This window comes from Bacillus sp. FSL W7-1354 (assembly GCF_038002405.1).
GTDB lineage: Bacteria > Bacillota > Bacilli > Bacillales > Bacillaceae > Bacillus > Bacillus paralicheniformis.
On record NZ_JBBOCL010000001.1, the window covers coordinates 695,883 to 713,463 of the forward strand.

Here is a 17,581-nt window from a genome sequence, read left to right on the forward strand (position 1 = left end):
AAGAACTACAGGAAAGAGTTGTTGAAATGATGGATGAAATAAATCAACATATGAAAAAAAACAGTGAATATGATAAATGCGTATGCTGCTACTTATATCACGCGGAAAGGAGAGAAGAACGATGCTCGAACAAGTAATTTTATTTACCATTATCATGGGCTTTTTAATCAGCGTTCTTTTATCTCCGATTTTCATTCCGTTTTTAAGAAGGCTGAAATTCGGGCAGAGCATCCGTGAGGAAGGTCCGAAATCCCATCAGAAAAAATCGGGAACGCCGACGATGGGCGGCGTCATGATCATATTGTCGATTATCGCGACGACCATTGTCATGACAATGAAATTTTCCGAAGTCAGCATGAACATGATCCTTCTCTTGTTTGTTACGGTTGGATACGGCTTGCTCGGCTTTTTGGATGATTATATTAAAGTCGTGATGAAGCGCAACCTTGGACTCACATCCAAACAAAAACTGATCGGCCAAATCGTGATTGCTCTGGTATTCTATGCCGTCTACCACTTCCAAGGGCTGCCGACTGACATCCGCATTCCGGGAACAGAGCTGTCATTTGATTTCGGCTGGATTTATCCGGTGCTCGTCATCTTTATGCTTGTCGGCGGTTCAAATGCTGTCAACCTGACTGACGGGCTTGACGGGCTGTTGTCTGGTACTGCTGCCATCGCGTTCGGTGCGTTTGCAATTTTGGCATGGAACCAGTCGCAATACGATGTCGCCATTTTCGCGGTTGCTGTTGTCGGAGCGGTGTTGGGATTTCTTGTGTTTAACGCGCACCCCGCGAAAGTCTTTATGGGAGATACAGGATCGCTTGCCCTCGGAGGGGCGATTGTGACGATCGCGATTTTAACGAAACTGGAAATCCTGCTTGTCATCATCGGCGGCGTATTCGTCATTGAAACGCTGTCCGTCATTTTGCAGGTCATTTCATTTAAAACGACCGGCAAACGAATTTTCAAAATGAGCCCTCTTCACCATCATTACGAACTTGTCGGATGGTCTGAGTGGAGAGTTGTCGTCACTTTTTGGACAGCGGGACTTCTGCTTGCCGTCTTAGGAATTTACATCGAGGTGTGGTTATAAGTGGATACTCAAGATTTATTGCAAAATCAAAATGTGCTCGTACTGGGGCTGGCGAAAAGCGGATATGCTGCCGCTTCGATCCTTCATGAAAAAGGCGTAAAGGTTGTCGTGAATGACCAGCTGCCTTTTGAGGAGAATGAACCTGCGCGGATTCTCGCGGAAAAAGGGGTGGAAGTCGTCTGCGGCTCTCATCCGACGGAACTGTTTGATCTTCATTCGATCGACATTCTGATTAAAAATCCGGGCATCCGCTATGAAAACGTGATGGTCGAAGAAGCGCTGAAGCGGGGCATACCGGTCTGGACGGAGGTTGAACTTGCCTATCATCTGACAGATGCTCCGTTCATCGGCATTACCGGTTCAAACGGAAAGACGACAACGACAACGCTTGTTTATGAAATGCTGAAAGCCGATTCGAAAAAAGCGCTCGTTGCTGGTAATATCGGCACGGCGGCAAGCGAAGTGGCCAATCAGGCCGGCGGAGACGAATGGATCGTGACAGAGCTGTCGAGTTTTCAGCTCATGGGGACTTATCAATTCAGACCGAAAATCGGATTGTTATTAAACGTATTTGATGCCCATCTCGATTATCACCATTCCCGCCAAAATTATGAGCTTGCCAAACAGCAGGTCTATCGAAATCAATCGGAAACAGACGTTGCCGTTGTCAATTTGGACGATGAGACAGTCGTACGGCTTGCCGAGTGTTCAAAAGCGGAGAAGGTGTATTTTTCGGTCCGCCGGACACTTGAGCGCGGAGCGTGCGTGAAAGACGGCGTGATCATGTTTAACGGTGAACCGGTCATGCCGCTTGAAGACGTCGTTTTGCCGGGAGAGCACAATTTGGAGAACATTTTGGCCGCCCTTTGCATTGTTAAAACCGCAGGCGTCTCCGATGAGGCCGTCCGCAAGGTGCTGACGAGCTTTACCGGTGTAAAGCACAGGATGCAATACGTCGCGACGATCAAAAACAGACTGTTTTACAATGACAGCAAAGCGACAAACATTCTTGCGACCAAAAAAGCGCTGTCCGCCTTTCAAAAGCCGGTCATTTTGCTGGCAGGGGGGCTTGACCGCGGAAATGAATTCGATGAACTAAAGCCGCATATGTCTTTTGTCAAAGCGGTGATCACATTCGGCGAGACCGCACCGAAGTTTGAGAAGCTGGCCGAAGAAATGGGAATACAACAGGTTAAACGTGTCGATAATGTTGAACAAGCAGCAACTGCGGCGTTCAGCCTGTCAGACGAAGGAGATGTCATTCTTCTGTCCCCGGCCTGTGCAAGCTGGGATCAGTACAAAACATTTGAAGAACGTGGTGACATGTTTGTAAACGCCGTGCATATGCTTAAATAAGGGCTTGTCTCGTAAAGATAGCCCTAAGAATTAGAGCTTGGGGTGTTCGGCTTTGCAAACAAAAAAAACGTCACCGGATTTTTTGCTGGTTATCATTACGCTATTGCTTTTAACAATTGGACTGATTATGGTATACAGCGCCAGTGCAGTATGGGCGACTTACAAATACGACGACTCCTTTTTCTTTGCGAAACGGCAGCTTTTATTTGCCGGCATCGGGGTCATCGCCATGTTTTTCATCATGAATGTCGACTACTGGACGTGGAGAACTTATGCGAAAATACTGATCATAGTATGTTTCTTTCTGCTCATCATCGTCCTTGTTCCCGGGATCGGCATGGAACGGAACGGGTCGAGGAGCTGGATCGGAGTCGGCGCTTTCAGCATTCAGCCGTCCGAGTTTATGAAGCTCGCGATGATCGCATTTTTGGCCAAGTTTTTATCTGAAAAGCAAAAGAATATTACATCGTTTAGAAAAGGCTTTGTGCCGGCGCTGGGTATTGTCTTTTCAGCTTTTTTGATCATCATGATGCAGCCTGACCTTGGAACAGGAACCGTAATGGTTGGCACATGCATCATTATGATCTTCGTCGCGGGTGCGAGAATTTCACACTTCGTTTTTCTCGGTCTTCTGGGTCTGAGCGGCTTTGTCGGCCTTGTGCTGTCGGCGCCGTACCGGATCAAAAGGATCACTTCATACTTGAACCCTTGGGAGGACCCTTTGGGGAGCGGCTTTCAAATCATTCAGTCTCTTTATGCGGTGGGGCCCGGCGGGCTGTTCGGCCTCGGCCTCGGCCAGAGCAGGCAAAAGTTTTTTTATCTGCCTGAGCCGCAGACAGATTTTATTTTCGCGATTTTATCAGAGGAGCTCGGCTTTATCGGCGGATCGCTGATTCTTTTGCTCTTCAGCGTTCTATTATGGAGAGGCATCAGAATCGCGCTCGGTGCGCCCGATTTATACGGCAGTTTTGTCGCCGTCGGCGTCATTTCGATGATAGCGATTCAGGTTATGATCAATATTGGCGTCGTGACCGGCCTGATTCCTGTTACAGGCATCACGCTTCCGTTTTTAAGTTATGGCGGTTCATCACTGACCTTGATGCTTATGGCGGTCGGCGTGCTGCTGAATGTCAGCAGGTATTCTAGATACTAGATTTTGGCGATAACCCTGTTGCGAGATAGCAGGGTTATCGGCGTGTACATAAGGAATAAGGGGGAGAACAGATGCGGATTGTTGTTAGCGGAGGCGGAACGGGCGGCCATATTTATCCCGCCCTTGCGTTTATTAAAGAAGTGAAACGGCATCATGAAGATGTTGAGTTTTTATATATCGGAACCGAAAAAGGCCTGGAGAAAAATATCGTCGAGCGGGAAGGGATCCCTTTCAAGGCGATTGAAATTACGGGTTTTAAAAGAAAGCTGTCATTTGAAAACGTCAAAACCGTCATGCGTTTTTTAAAGGGTGTAAAAGAATGCAAAAAAGAATTAAAACGGTTTAAGCCCGACGCGGTGATCGGCACGGGCGGCTACGTGTGCGGACCCGTGGTATACGCCGCTTCAAAACTGGGGATTCCGACGATTATCCACGAACAAAACAGCCTTCCCGGACTCACCAATAAGTTTTTATCCAAATATGTTGATAAGGTAGCCATTTGTTTTGATGAAGCGAAACCGCATTTTCCTGCAGAAAAAGTTGTTTTTACAGGAAACCCGAGGGCGTCTGAAGTCGTCTCTATAAAAGGGGGCCGTTCCATGACCACTTTGGGCCTTTCAGAAGGCAAAAAAACGGTCCTTATTTTCGGAGGCAGCCGCGGTGCCACTCCGATCAATGAAGCGGTTATCGCGATGCAAAACGAATTAAAAAAGCGGGATTACCAGGTTCTTTATGTCACAGGGGAAGTTCACTATGATAAAGTAACAGCTGCGCTTAAAAAAGAAGGCCCCGCTCCGAATATGGTCGTTCAGCCATTTCTCCATCAAATGCCCGAGTACTTAAAAGAGTTCGAAGTCGTCGTGGCACGTGCGGGAGCAACGACAATAGCGGAAATCACCGCGCTCGGTATTCCAAGCGTATTGATTCCGAGTCCGTACGTTACGGCCAACCACCAGGAAGTGAACGCACGCTCACTAGGAGAGCAGAACGCCGCTGTCGTTTTAAAAGAATCAGAGCTTAATGGAGACCGCTTAATTCAGGCGATCGATCATATTTTACAAGACGAAAAGACGCTGCAAGAGATGAAGAGCCGCGCGAAGTCGCTTGGCGTGCCGGACGCGGCCGAACGCTTGTACAATGTGCTGAAAGAACTGAAACATCATGCAAAATGATAAGACAGAAGGATTTTGGAGGTTTTCGATGGATAAGGTGATACAAGAATTAAAAGAACTTGAAGTCGGCAAAGTTCTGGAAAACGAGCCGCTCAGCAACCATACTACGATTAAAATCGGAGGACCGGCTGACGTGCTGGTGGTTCCGAAAAACATTCAAGCTGTCAAAGATACGATGAAGGTGATCAAGAAGCACGGCGTCAAGTGGACGGCCATCGGCAGAGGCTCGAATCTTCTTGTCCTTGATGAAGGGATAAGAGGCGTTGTCATCAAGCTCGGACAGGGGCTTGACCATATGGAAATCGACGGCGAGCAAGTAACGGTCGGCGGCGGCTACTCTGTCGTAAGGCTTGCGACAGGCATCAGCAAAAAAGGGCTTTCCGGCCTCGAGTTTGCCGCGGGCATTCCGGGTTCGGTCGGCGGAGCGGTTTACATGAATGCCGGAGCCCACGGTTCTGATATCAGCAGGGTATTGGTGAAAGCATTGATCCTGTTTGAAGACGGAACGATCGATTGGCTGACGAATGAAGAGATGGCGTTCAGCTACCGCACGTCCATCCTGCAAAACGAGCGGCCGGGCATATGTCTTGAAGCCGTTCTCCAGCTGGAGCAAAAAGAACGCGATGAGATCGTTGCGCAAATGCAGAAAAACAAAGACTACCGAAAAGAAACGCAGCCTGTGTCCAACCCTTGCGCAGGGAGCATCTTCAGAAACCCGCTGCCTGAACATGCGGGCCGGCTAGTAGAAGAGGCTGGTTTGAAAGGCCATCAGATCGGCGGGGCAAAGGTTTCAGAGATGCACGGCAATTTTATCGTCAACGCAGGCGGCGCAACAGCACAAGACGTCCTGGATTTGATTGCATTCATTCAAAAAACGATTAAAGAAAAATACGATATCGACATGCACACTGAGGTCGAAATTATCGGAGAAAAACGGTAAACGGCCTCTCTACTTCAGATCGCCTTATGATATAATGTATGAAACAAACAAGCAAACGGCATCCTAGTATGTCGTTTGTTTCGCTAAATGGAAGCTTTTTAGCTTGCCCCGTGCTTTCATATGTCGAAAAGCGCGTCATTTTTCCGAACAAAAATAAGCAAATAAAAGTCTTTTTGTCTGCTTTATTAACCCTGAGGTGAGCCTACGTGAAACCCGGTATTGATAAAGAAAAAGTAGTGAATATAGAAGAACGGATTCCCAAAATCAAAGAACAGCGAAAGCAAAAGGCAAACCGCCGGCTGATCACCTTTATTCTGCTCTTTTTCACGATGATGCTGATCATCATTTACCTGCAGACGCCGATCAGCAAAGTTTCGACGGTAGAGATCAAAGGAAACAAAAACGTTTCAAAAGACCAGATCATTTCCCTGTCTTCGATCCATAAAGGACAGACGGAATTCTGGAGTCTGAGCAAGCAAAAGGCCGCAGAAAAGATCGAGCAGAATAAATTGATCAAAAAAGCCGAAATCTCTAAACAGCTGCCCAACAAAATCGCCATCTCCATCGAAGAGTATAAAAGCATTGCGTTTTTGCAAAAACACAATGTGTACTACTCCGTGCTTGAAAACGGCACGGTGCTTCCTGAAGAGGTGACGCCGACTGACATCGGACCGACCCTTAATAACTGGGAGGAAGACGAAAAGCTCGTTCAAATGGCAAAACAGCTGAACAAGCTTTCCGATTCCGTGAAAAAATCGATTTCCGAGATTAACTATACGCCTCAAAAATCAAATCCTTGGCTGATCAGACTGTATATGAACGACGGCTATATCGTGACGGCTTCGCTGAAAACGTTCGGACAGAAAATGAACAGCTATCCGGCGATCGTAAAAGAGCTGCCGAAAGGGGAAAAAGGCATTATCCATATGGAAGTCGCGACTTATTTTGAACCTCTGAAAAAAACGGATGAAAGCAAAAAGGGAGACGGAAATTGAAGAGGCACACAGTCAATCTTTCACTCGCCATGCTTGTCCTCGGATTCCTGCTGTCTTTCTCCTATCAATTCGCCAGGGAAAACAAAGACCATGAAGAAACAGCTGAAAATTGGAAAGAGGAGTATTCCTTGCGCGACCGGCTGATTTCCCAGGAAAAGCAAAATAAGAAGCTGGAACAGGAGCTTTACAAAAAACAGCAGGAAGTACAGAAAACAGAGACGGCTTTGAAAAAGGAAAAAAAAGAGTATTACAATATTGTTGAAGATGTTGAAAGGTACAGAATGTTCGTCGGGGAAATCGGCGTTCAGGGCGAAGGAATCAAGGTGACGCTGAAAGACGCTTCTTACATACCGGAAGGTGAGAATGTCAACAACTATATCGTACATGAAAGCCACATATTCCGCCTGCTCAATGAGCTGTGGATTTCCGGGGCGGCCGCGGTGTCGATCAACGGACAGCGTGTGACACATCATTCTTACATATCGTGCAACGGTCCTGTCATCACGGTTGACGGCAACCAGTATCCCGCGCCGTTTGTCATTTCGGCCATCGGGGATCCGGATGTGCTGATGCCGGCGCTGAACATTGCAGGAGGGCTTGTGGACCAGCTGAGCCGCGATCATATTTCAGTCAGCATCGAAAAACAAGACCAAATCGAGATGGAGCCCCTTTTAAAGCAGGGGGAATGAACGTTGAAAAGTTGGTGGGCGGACGTTGAAGAAAAATAATCGTTTCATCAGTTTGAGCATCCTGATGCTCATTTTCGGAATTATGCTGTCCGTGCAGTTCAATTCGCTGAAAGCGCCGAAAGTCCGCGATACGCGGGACATTTGGGACCTCAGGGAGGATCTGAAGAAAGAACAGAAAAAACAGCTTGAGCTGATCAGCGAAATTGACAAATATGAAAAAATGCTGAACACATACAGTCATCAAGAAGAAACCTCGCGGACAAAAGCGTTGAATGAAACGCTTCAAAACTTAAAAAAACAGGCCGGCTTCACAGATGTTACAGGGAACGGAATCATCATCACCATTTCTCAGCTTTTCTCGGAAGAACTCACGGGAGAATCCATTCAAAATCCGCCGCCAGACCTTCTGAAAAAGCTGATTAATGAACTGAATATGTATGAAGCGGAAGAAATATCGATCAATGACAGAAGGGTTGTCAACACGACGGTGATCAGGGATATCAACGGAACAACCAAAATCGACGGATATCCTTTGGACAACTATCCGATAACGGTAAAAGTCATCGGCAAAAACGCCGATAAACTATATAGCCGAATGAATGCTTCATCCCTGCAGGATCTGTTCGCGGGAGAAAATCTGGATTTGCAAATCAAAAGGCCTGAAAAACAAATCAAAATCAAAGCTTACGAAGGTTCAATGCAAGTTGCGCCATTGAAACCGCTCGAGAAATCAAAAGGAGAGAATTCCTAATGTGGCTTCCGGTTTTAGGGCTTTTGCTCGGAATTACAATCGGGTTCAGCACGAACTTCACCATTCCGGATGAATACTCAAATTATTTGTCCCTGGCGATTCTTGCATCCCTTGATACTTTGATCGGGGGAATAAGGGCCCATTTGGAAAGTGTATACGATGAACTAGTTTTTGTGACGGGCTTTTTCTTCAATATTATTCTCGCCATAAGTTTGGCTTTTCTGGGCGTTCATCTTGGTGTAGACTTGTATTTAGTCGGTATGTTTGCATTTGGCGTGAGGCTTTTTCAAAACATCGCGGTCATCAGAAGAATACTGCTCGCCAAATGGACGGCCTCGAGGAGAAAAAATTAAAAAAAATCGGATTTAAAAGAGGATATACATAGGATATCACGAATATTCACAGTAATCCTAAAACTAAAAACGAAGCGTATTGGTTTGTATTGATTGTTACACACTTGTAAAACCAGATTCATTGTATTGTTGTTCGGCAAATAATAGAATAGAATTGACTGAAATGTGAGGAGGTGCCATAGAATGAACAACAATGAACTTTACGTCAGTCTAGACATCGGTACGTCCAATATTAAAGTGATCGTCGGTGAAATGTCAGACGATTCTCTTAACATTATCGGAGTCGGAAATGTTCCCTCAGAGGGGCTGAAAAAAGGATCAATCGTTGATATAGATGAAACGGTTCATTCTATAAAAAAAGCGTTTGAACAAGCAGAAAGAATGATAGGTTTTCCGCTGACCCACGCGATCGTCGGGGTTAATGGGAACTACATCCATATTCAAGATACGAACGGTGTTGTGGCTGTCTCAAGCGAGAATAAAGAGATCCACGTTGAAGACGTGCGCCGGGTGATGGAGGCCGCTCAAGTCGTTTCCATCCCGCCTGAACAGCTGATCGTCGATGTGATTCCGAGACAGTTTATCGTTGACGGCAGAGGCGATATTACAGATCCGAAAAAGATGCTCGGCGTCCGCCTTGAAGTGGAAGGATCGCTGATCACGGGCTCTAAAACGATCTTACATAACCTGCTGCGCTGTGTGGAAAGAGCGGGAATTGAAATAACGGATATTTGTCTTCAGCCGCTGGCTGCCGGATCTGTCGCTTTATCAAAGGACGAAAAAAACCTCGGAGTGGCTTTAATCGACATCGGGGGAGGATCGACAACGGTTGCCGTATTTGAGGACGGACATCTTCTTGCGACCCGCGTCATACCCCTGGGAGGAGAAAACATCACCAAGGATATTTCAATCGGATTGCGCACTTCCACAGACGAAGCTGAGCGGGTGAAGAAGCAGTTTGGACATGCTTTCTATGAAGAAGCGTCGGAAGAGGAAACATTTGAAGTCGCCGTGATCGGGACAGACCAAAAGCAGACCTTTTCTCAGCGGGAAGTGGCAGACATTATAGAAGCCAGGCTCGAAGAAATCTTTTTATTCGTGGCAGAGGAACTGCGGAACATGGGAATAAAAGAATTGCCGGGAGGGTTTGTGCTTACAGGGGGACAGGCTGGAATGCCGGGTGTCCTCAGCCTCGCACAGGATGTTCTTCAAAATAACGTCAGAGTGGCTAGCCCGAATTATATCGGTGTAAGAGAACCTCAATACATGACAGGAGTCGGCCTCATCCAATTCGCTTACCGCAACGCAAAAATCCAAGGCAGAAAAGTAGGTTTTAAGATGCCGGAACAAGCGGTTCAGGAAGTCGCGGCAACACATCAAAAAGAAGTGCAGCAGCGACCGAAGCCAAAATCCAAGCAGCACGCTCAAGCTGAGAAAAAGCCGAGCAAAATGAAGAAAATATTTAACTTCTTTTGGGAATAGAGATTAGTCATTCGACGGATTAGGAGGATTTAGCATGTTAGAGTTTGAAACAAATATAGACGGCTTAGCATCGATTAAAGTAATAGGAGTAGGTGGCGGCGGTAACAATGCCGTCAATCGGATGATCGAAAATGACGTTCAGGGAGTCGAGTTTATCGCAGTCAATACGGATGCCCAGGCTCTCAACCTGTCAAAAGCGGAAACGAAAATGCAGATTGGTGCGAAGCTGACGCGCGGGCTCGGCGCAGGAGCCAATCCGGAAGTCGGCAAAAAAGCCGCAGAGGAAAGCAAAGAACAAATTGAAGAAGCGCTGAAAGGTGCAGACATGGTGTTCGTCACAGCCGGAATGGGCGGCGGAACAGGAACGGGCGCGGCACCTGTCATCGCACAAATCGCAAAAGATCTGGGCGCATTGACTGTCGGCGTTGTCACAAGGCCGTTTACCTTTGAAGGAAGAAAAAGACAGCTTCAGGCGGCAGGCGGTATTTCAGCAATGAAGGAAGCCGTCGACACCCTGATCGTCATTCCGAATGACCGTCTTCTTGAAATCGTCGATAAAAACACACCGATGCTTGAAGCGTTCCGCGAAGCGGACAACGTTCTCCGCCAAGGTGTTCAGGGCATTTCAGACTTGATCGCAACACCTGGACTGATCAACCTTGACTTTGCCGACGTCAAAACAATCATGTCCAACAAAGGTTCTGCACTGATGGGTATCGGTGTAGCGACAGGTGAGAACCGCGCTGCAGAAGCCGCTAAAAAAGCTGTTTCCAGCCCGTTGCTTGAAACGGCGATTGACGGTGCCCAAGGCGTGCTGATGAACATTACAGGCGGAGCCAACTTAAGCCTTTACGAAGTTCAGGAAGCAGCGGACATTGTGGCGGCTGCATCTGACCAGGACGTCAACATGATCTTCGGATCTGTCATCAATGAAAACTTGAAAGACGAAATCGTCGTTACGGTCATCGCGACCGGCTTTATCGAACAGGATCAAGATGCATCTAAGCCGCAGAGACCTTTAAACCAAGGCTTAAAACAGCATCATCAGCCTGCTCCGAAACGGGAGCCGAAGCGCGAGGAGCCAAGCATGCCGCATCGCAGCCAATCACAGCCTGCCGAGGATACGCTTGACATCCCGACTTTCTTAAGAAACCGCAATAAACGCTAAAACGTCTATAATACATTGGAAAGCTGCCGACAAGAAGTCGGCGGCTTTTTTTATGCGCTGGAACGGATTCTCCCCTCCAAAAGCATCAATTGTCATTCTGATCGAAGCGCCTCCCTCAAAAGCCTTGCATCTAACCTCTCTCTTTTCTCCCGGATGCACGGATTTTCCTTTCAGCTTGTCATCTGGCCGAACTATGAACAGTGAACAAGTCATATGTAAAAAGAACGAATTTACAAACCGACAAAGGAAAAATGACAAAATACGACAATGTCTATAAGTCTTTTCTTTTACCATTATTAATAGTTTCTGTTTCTAGACAAAGAAACGCAAGAAACGACTATATTTGCTATTGCTTAAAGGAGGATGTCATGTGAAGAAAAAGCCATTATTCAGCACATTCATGTGCGCTGCACTCATCGGTTCACTTCTCGCTCCGGCTGCTGTGCAGGCTGAAACAGGCACGACAGCGAAGGCCAAGGAACAAAACAAAATATCAAGCGCTCTTTACAAACGTTTTGAGAAAGAAGATAAAGTGACTTTTTTAATCAAAATGAAAAACCAGGCGAATCTTCAGCAAGCGGCGACAGCGGCTGAAAACCGGGCGAAAGCAAGCGTGATGACCGTGAAAAAAGTAAAAGAAATCAAACGTTCAGCCGTGCTGACGTCCCTGCGTACAAAAGCTGAGAGAACGCAAAAAGACTTAAAATCGTTTTTAGAAAAAGAAGAGAAAAAAGGAACAGCAAAGCAAGTGGAATCTTTTTATATTGTAAATGGCATTGCCGTGACAGCGACAAAGGATGTTATGGAAAAAGCGGCTTCATTTCCGGAGGTTGAAAAAGTGCTGCCAAATCAAAAAATTAAGCTCGGCAACACTGAAAAACCCACGGTAGAATCGAAAACGTCTGCGGATCGTTCCCCCGCTTCCAACATTCAGCAGGTTCATGCGCCTGATGTCTGGAAAAAGCGCTATAAAGGCAAAGGAGCCGTTGTCGCTTCGATTGACACCGGCGTTGAGTGGGATCATCCGGCGTTGAAGACAAAGTACAGGGGCTACAACCCTTCTAAACCGAACAGTCCAGACAATGAGTTCAACTGGTTTGATGCGACAAGCAATAAGAAAACGCCATATGACGACTTGGGCCACGGCACACATGTGACAGGCACGATGGTCGGCTCAGAAGCCGGCGGCAAAAACCAGATCGGTGTCGCACCGACTGCGAAATGGATCGCTGTCAAAGCCTTTTCAGAGGACGGCGGAGACGAAAAATCCCTTTTGGCTGCAGGAGAATGGATTTTGGCTCCGAAAGATGCGAAAGGAAAAGGGCACCCCGAAAAGGCTCCCGATGTCGTCAACAATTCTTGGGCGGGTGAACGCGGACTCAATGAATGGTATTTGGATATTGTCAAAGCTTGGCGGTCAGCTGATATCTTTCCTGCATTCGCAGCAGGTAATGTCAGCGAATTGGAACCGGGCGGACCGGGTTCAGTTGAGAATCCGTCCAACTATCCGCAATCTTTCGCGATAGGCGCAGTTGACAGCGCAAACGCGTTAGCCGATTTTTCATTGCAAGGACCATCGCCATATGACGAAATCAAGCCCGATATTTCGGCACCGGGCGTCAGCATCCGCTCTGCTTATCCGGGACACAAGTATGCTGCGATGAGCGGAACATCGATGGCGACCCCGCATGTATCAGGGATCGTCGCTTTAATGAGGGAAGCCAATCCGGACCTCACAGTCGATGAAATCGAGCGCATCCTGCTGAATACGGCGACGCCTCTGACTGACAAAACGTTTAAAAAATCGCCGAACAACGGCTACGGATACGGCTTGGTCAACGCTTTAAAAGCTTTTGACGCGGCTAAAAAAACAAAATGATAAAAAAGGACAAAACCGCTTTAACGGTTTTGTCCTTTTTTATCTAATTTTAAACATGACCTTGACAAATACCGACAAAAAAATTAACCAGTTTTTACTATATTTAAGTTACATCAAGGTCAGACAAGGCATCCACAAGGAGAGGAGGACGGACAAGTCCAGCCAATTTCATCAAAAAGGGGGATGTTCATTTGAAAAGAAAGCTGAGAAAAAAGGCGTTTTCCACCATTTTAAGCGGTTTGTTAATCGGCTCGCTGTTCATGCCCGCTGTTTCAGATGCCGCGGCAAAGCCTGCGCTCACTTCGATGAAAGAACAAGCAGCTGCAGGGAAGGGAAAAATTTCAAAATCTCTTGTCAAACAGTTCAAAAAAGAAGATCAAGTCACATTCTTGATCAAACTGAAAGATCAAGTCGATACTCCAAAGGTGGCCAAGCAGGCGGAAAAGAATGCGAAGAAAAAGTCGCTGAGCGCGGCTAAAACAGAATATCAAAAGCGCTCGGCTGTCGTCTCCGCTTTAAGAGTCAAAGCGGATGAGACGCAAAGCGATTTGAAACGTTATTTGAAAAAGCAGGAAAAACAAGGGAAAGTAAAAAAAATCCGCTCCTATTATATTGTCAACGGGATGGCCGTCCATGCGACGAAAGAGGTCATGGAACAAGTAGCGGCTTTTCCGGAAGTAGAGAAAGTGCTCCCGAACGAAACAAGGCAGCTGATCAAGCCGGCTAAACAGTCTGTGAAAAAATCGGCAGCTAAGGATGAAAAAGAAATCGAATGGAATATCAATCGAGTCGACGCGCCAAAAGCCTGGAAATTGGGATATGACGGAACGGGCACGGTTGTCGCGTCAATTGATACGGGCGTGCAATGGGATCATCCGGCATTGAAAGAAAAATACCGCGGATATGACCCGCAGCATCCCGATCAGCCTGATCACGAATTCAGCTGGTATGATGCGGTTTCTGGCGCTTCTGAACCTTTTGACGACCTGGAGCACGGCACGCATGTAACCGGGACGATGGTCGGATCAGAGCCTGACGGCCAAAACCAAATCGGTGTGGCGCCGGGTGCAAAGTGGATTGCCGTGAAAGCTTTTTCGGATGACGGCGGAACGGACGAAGACCTCCTTGCAGCGGGGGAATGGATTTTGGCGCCGAAAGATAAAGATGGCAACCCGCACCCTGAAATGGCTCCGGATGTTGTCAATAACTCGTGGTCAGGGGGAGCCGGGATTGATGAGTTTTACAGGGATATCGTAAAAGCGTGGCGAGCTGCCGGCATCTTCCCTGAGTTCTCTGCGGGGAACGCTGATTTCACCAATCCGGGAGGACCTGCTTCGATTGCCAATCCGGCAAACTACCCCGAAGCGTTCGCGACCGGTGCGACAGACATCGATAATCGCTTAGCCGATTTTTCACTTCAAGGTCCTTCCCCGTATGATGAGACCAAGCCTGAAGTAACAGCACCTGGGGTCAACATTCGCTCTTCTGTCCCTGGAAGCGGCTATCAAGACGGCTGGGACGGCACTTCAATGGCAGGACCGCATGTCGCAGCCGCGGCCGCACTTATCAAGTAGGCCGATTCGTCGATCACCGTTGATGGGATCGAAAAGATTTTGATGGAAACCGCAACACCGCTCACAGACAGCAAATTTACCGAATCGCCGAACAACGGATACGGCCACGGGCTCGTGAACGTGTTTGACGCGGTGTCCGCCGTCACAGAAGGGTTGGGCAAAGCGGAAGGACAAGTCGGAAAAGAAGGCGAAGACAAAAATCCGCCGGTCTTAAACCATCAAGAGATCAAGGAAATTTACTCAGGCTCAGAAACGCCTCTTTCAGTTGATGTGGAAGACGATGTCAGCATCATATCGGTCAAATTAAGCTATAAAACCGATGATTCCGATTGGGTGACGATCGCTGCCAAACAAACTTCCGGCGACTATAAAAAAGGAACGTACGAGGCGGCCGTATCCGTTTCTGAAGGGAAAACGCTTTCCTACAAATGGATTGTCACCGATTTCGGAGGAAACAAAACGGAATCCAAAGTGTACGAAATCCCGATTTCTCCGGCTGTGACCACAGGGTATAAACAAGATTTCGAGAATGCTGCCAACGGCTGGATCACATCAGGTGTGAAGAATTCATGGGAACGCGGTATTCCTCAGTCAGGCCCGAATGCCGCAGCATCGGGAAAAAACGTATTCGCAACAAATCTGACAGGGCCGTATCAAAGTTCGGCCAATATGAATCTTCTTATGCCTCCTGTCAGCGTTCCAAAAAATCAAAAACTTTATCTCACATACAAATATTGGCACGATATTGAAGAGGACTTCGATTACGGTTTCGTTTACGTACAGCCTGAAGGGAAAGATGAATGGATCCCGGCTGCTGAGTACAGCGGCAGGACGTCAGAATGGAAAGACGGACAGATCGATTTGTCGGAATACGGGGGACAGACGATTAAGATCATGTTCAACCTACAATCTGACGACAGCATTGAAGGTGACGGGCTTTATATCGATGATGTAGCGCTTGTGAAGGAAGTGAAGAGCGCAGGCACGAAAAAACGACTGGGCGTTGAAAAACAGCCGGCTAAAATGAAGGATAAGAAAACGAAGAAACAAACGATTGATCCGAAAAAAGCAAAACCGGCAGAAACCGTTCAAGAACATTCTGAGACGAAAAAAGCAGCTCCTGCAGTTCTTCCGGTGCGGGCTCAGGTCAGCGTGATGGAGACGGGCAAATCGACATATTCCAACCAAGCAACAGGCGCATACAGTTTGGCTCATGCACCTGGAACGTATATGCTGAAAGCGGAAGCGTACGGTTATGAATCAAATGCGCAAACCGTAAAAATCGAGGCCGACAAGACGACGACGGCAGACTTTGTCTTAAAGGAACTGAAGAAAGGGACGCTCACCGGAACGATAAAAAACAAAAAAACGGGCGAACCCGTCCGACATGCAAAGCTGTATATCGTTGAAGATGCATCCATAAAACCGGTTCAGACGGACGGCGACGGAAGTTATTCATTAACGGCCTATGAAGGCTCGTATACGGTAAAGGTCTCTGCAAACGGATATTACAGCAGCGAGTTTTCCGTTGATTTAAAAGGAGATGTCTCGAAAGATATCGAGCTCGATCCTTTCATCGGCTATCCTGGGGAAATCGGCTATGATGACGGAACCGGGGAAAACGCCTGGGCTTTCTATGAATCCGGCAACGGGCTGGCCGTCAAAATGACGCTCGAAAACGGGCAGGAAAAAGCTATGCTGAAAGGCGGCTTGTTCAAATTCTGGGATACAGAATTCCCGGATCCGGGCGGAACTGATTTTGCAGTCGAGGTCTACGATGCGTCGGGTGAAAAAGGCTCTCCGGGCAAAAAACTCGCCGGCCCGTTCAAAGCTGAAGCGCTCCGCACAGGTGAATGGACGACCGTAGATTTGGGCGATGAAGGCATCTTCGTCGGAAAAGACTTTTACCTCGTGTACGTCCAGACAGAGGACCTGGCCAACTCACCTGGACTTGCTACAGATGAAGACGGGGAATATTCAGGCCGCAACTGGCAGTATACGGACGGCTCATGGTCGAAAGCGCCATCAGACCAAGGCAACTTCATGATCCGCGCTTTGGTCGACTATGAATTGGCGATGCCTGTGATTACGTCGCCTAAAGACGGATTCATTACCAACAAAAAGAATGCTGTCATCGAAGGGACATCGTCTCCGAACACGACCGTTCAGCTCTTTAACGGAGATGAAGAAGCCGGAACGGCGAAAACGGCGGGAGACGGCACTTTCTCAAAAGAGATTCCGCTGAATAAAGGTGAAAATGTGATCACCGCCAAATCGTCATCGGCTTCCGGAACGACGGATGCTTCAGACCCGGTCCGGATCGTCCTTGACCAGAAAAAGCCGAAGCTTACGATTGACACGCCGAAAAGCGGATCAAAACTCAATAAAGAGACTGTCACTGTGAAAGGAACAGTATCAGACGACCACTTAGAATCTGTTCATGTAAACGGCAAAAAAGCGGCTGTTGACAATGGCGAGTATTCTGCAAGGATTATGCTTGACAACGGCCAAAATGAAATCAAAGTAACGGCAGCGGATGCGGCAGGCAACAAAACGACCAAAAAAGTCACGGTGGATGTCAACTTTGAAGCGCCGCAAATCACCGGCTTGAAACCGGCTGAAGACCTCGAGCTCAAAACGGGAGAAACCGTGAAAATCGAGTTTGAAAGCGCCGCTGATTTGGATGCTGTCTTTGTGATCAGAATGCCGCTTACCAATTTCAAAACAGCTGCCCAAAACGTAACAGAGCTGCCGATCAGAGAAGTCTCAAAAGGCAAGTATGAAGGATATTGGACCGCGACTTCAACCGCAAAAGCAAAAGGAGCGGAAATCGAGGTCATCGTCCGGGATGATTACGGCAATGAAACGAGACAAACGGCAAAAGGCAAACTGTACATCAATGAAAAGCTGAAATAAAGGTGAAAAGACGCTGTCTTTAATGGCAGCGTTTTTTTTCGTTTTATGATCGACAAA

General features: G+C 47.5%; 12 protein-coding genes and 1 pseudogene. All 13 read left to right on the forward strand.

Features of this window, described 5'->3' with window-relative positions; all coding sequences use genetic code 11:
* Positions 1 to 121 precede the first annotated feature (121 nt).
* The 13 genes and pseudogenes from mraY to MKZ04_RS03770 all read left to right on the forward strand — a co-directional run bounded on the left by mraY (position 122) and on the right by MKZ04_RS03770 (position 17,524).
* Positions 122 to 1,096, forward strand: coding sequence for a phospho-N-acetylmuramoyl-pentapeptide-transferase (gene mraY, locus MKZ04_RS03710; RefSeq protein WP_020451299.1), 975 nt, complete (start codon positions 122 to 124; stop codon positions 1,094 to 1,096).
* Entirely contained in the window at positions 1,097 to 2,452 is a 1,356-nt protein-coding gene (gene murD, locus MKZ04_RS03715) for a UDP-N-acetylmuramoyl-L-alanine--D-glutamate ligase (RefSeq protein ID WP_020451300.1), read from the forward strand. It abuts the gene before it with no gap.
* A 52-nt stretch (positions 2,453 to 2,504) separates the two neighbouring features.
* The gene (spoVE, locus tag MKZ04_RS03720; protein WP_020451301.1) at positions 2,505 to 3,605 is read left to right on the forward strand and encodes a stage V sporulation protein E; all 1,101 of its coding nucleotides are present in this window, start codon (positions 2,505 to 2,507) and stop codon (positions 3,603 to 3,605) included.
* Between the two features lie 71 nt (positions 3,606 to 3,676).
* Positions 3,677 to 4,777 (forward strand): undecaprenyldiphospho-muramoylpentapeptide beta-N-acetylglucosaminyltransferase, encoded by a 1,101-nt coding sequence (gene murG, locus MKZ04_RS03725; protein ID WP_020451302.1) that lies wholly within the window; start codon positions 3,677 to 3,679, stop codon positions 4,775 to 4,777.
* Between the two features lie 28 nt (positions 4,778 to 4,805).
* Complete coding sequence (gene murB / locus MKZ04_RS03730) at positions 4,806 to 5,717, forward strand: UDP-N-acetylmuramate dehydrogenase (protein ID WP_023857251.1); 912 nt, start codon at positions 4,806 to 4,808, stop codon at positions 5,715 to 5,717.
* A 206-nt stretch (positions 5,718 to 5,923) separates the two neighbouring features.
* Entirely contained in the window at positions 5,924 to 6,712 is a 789-nt protein-coding gene (locus MKZ04_RS03735) for a cell division protein FtsQ/DivIB (RefSeq protein WP_020451304.1), read from the forward strand.
* Positions 6,713 to 6,741: 29 nt separating this feature from the next.
* On the forward strand, positions 6,742 to 7,401 hold the full coding sequence (locus MKZ04_RS03740) for a DUF881 domain-containing protein (RefSeq protein ID WP_371268716.1): 660 nt from the start codon (positions 6,742 to 6,744) through the stop codon (positions 7,399 to 7,401).
* A gap of 25 nt (positions 7,402 to 7,426) precedes the next feature.
* On the forward strand, positions 7,427 to 8,152 hold the full coding sequence (locus MKZ04_RS03745) for a DUF881 domain-containing protein (RefSeq protein WP_020451306.1): 726 nt from the start codon (positions 7,427 to 7,429) through the stop codon (positions 8,150 to 8,152).
* Positions 8,152 to 8,505, forward strand: coding sequence for a small basic family protein (locus MKZ04_RS03750; RefSeq protein WP_003181559.1), 354 nt, complete (start codon positions 8,152 to 8,154; stop codon positions 8,503 to 8,505). Before MKZ04_RS03745 ends, MKZ04_RS03750 begins: the two co-directional genes overlap by 1 nt.
* Before the next feature lie 183 nt (positions 8,506 to 8,688).
* A complete protein-coding gene (gene ftsA / locus MKZ04_RS03755; RefSeq protein WP_020451307.1) occupies positions 8,689 to 9,987 on the forward strand; it encodes a cell division protein FtsA in 1,299 nt (432 codons plus the stop codon).
* A 34-nt stretch (positions 9,988 to 10,021) separates the two neighbouring features.
* Entirely contained in the window at positions 10,022 to 11,155 is a 1,134-nt protein-coding gene (ftsZ, locus tag MKZ04_RS03760) for a cell division protein FtsZ (RefSeq protein ID WP_020451308.1), read from the forward strand.
* Between the two features lie 370 nt (positions 11,156 to 11,525).
* Positions 11,526 to 13,034, forward strand: a complete 1,509-nt coding sequence (locus tag MKZ04_RS03765) for a S8 family serine peptidase (RefSeq protein ID WP_020451310.1) — start codon at positions 11,526 to 11,528, stop codon at positions 13,032 to 13,034.
* Positions 13,035 to 13,225: 191 nt separating this feature from the next.
* Positions 13,226 to 17,524: pseudogene (locus MKZ04_RS03770) on the forward strand (S8 family serine peptidase).
* The last annotated feature ends 57 nt before the right edge of the window (positions 17,525 to 17,581 follow it).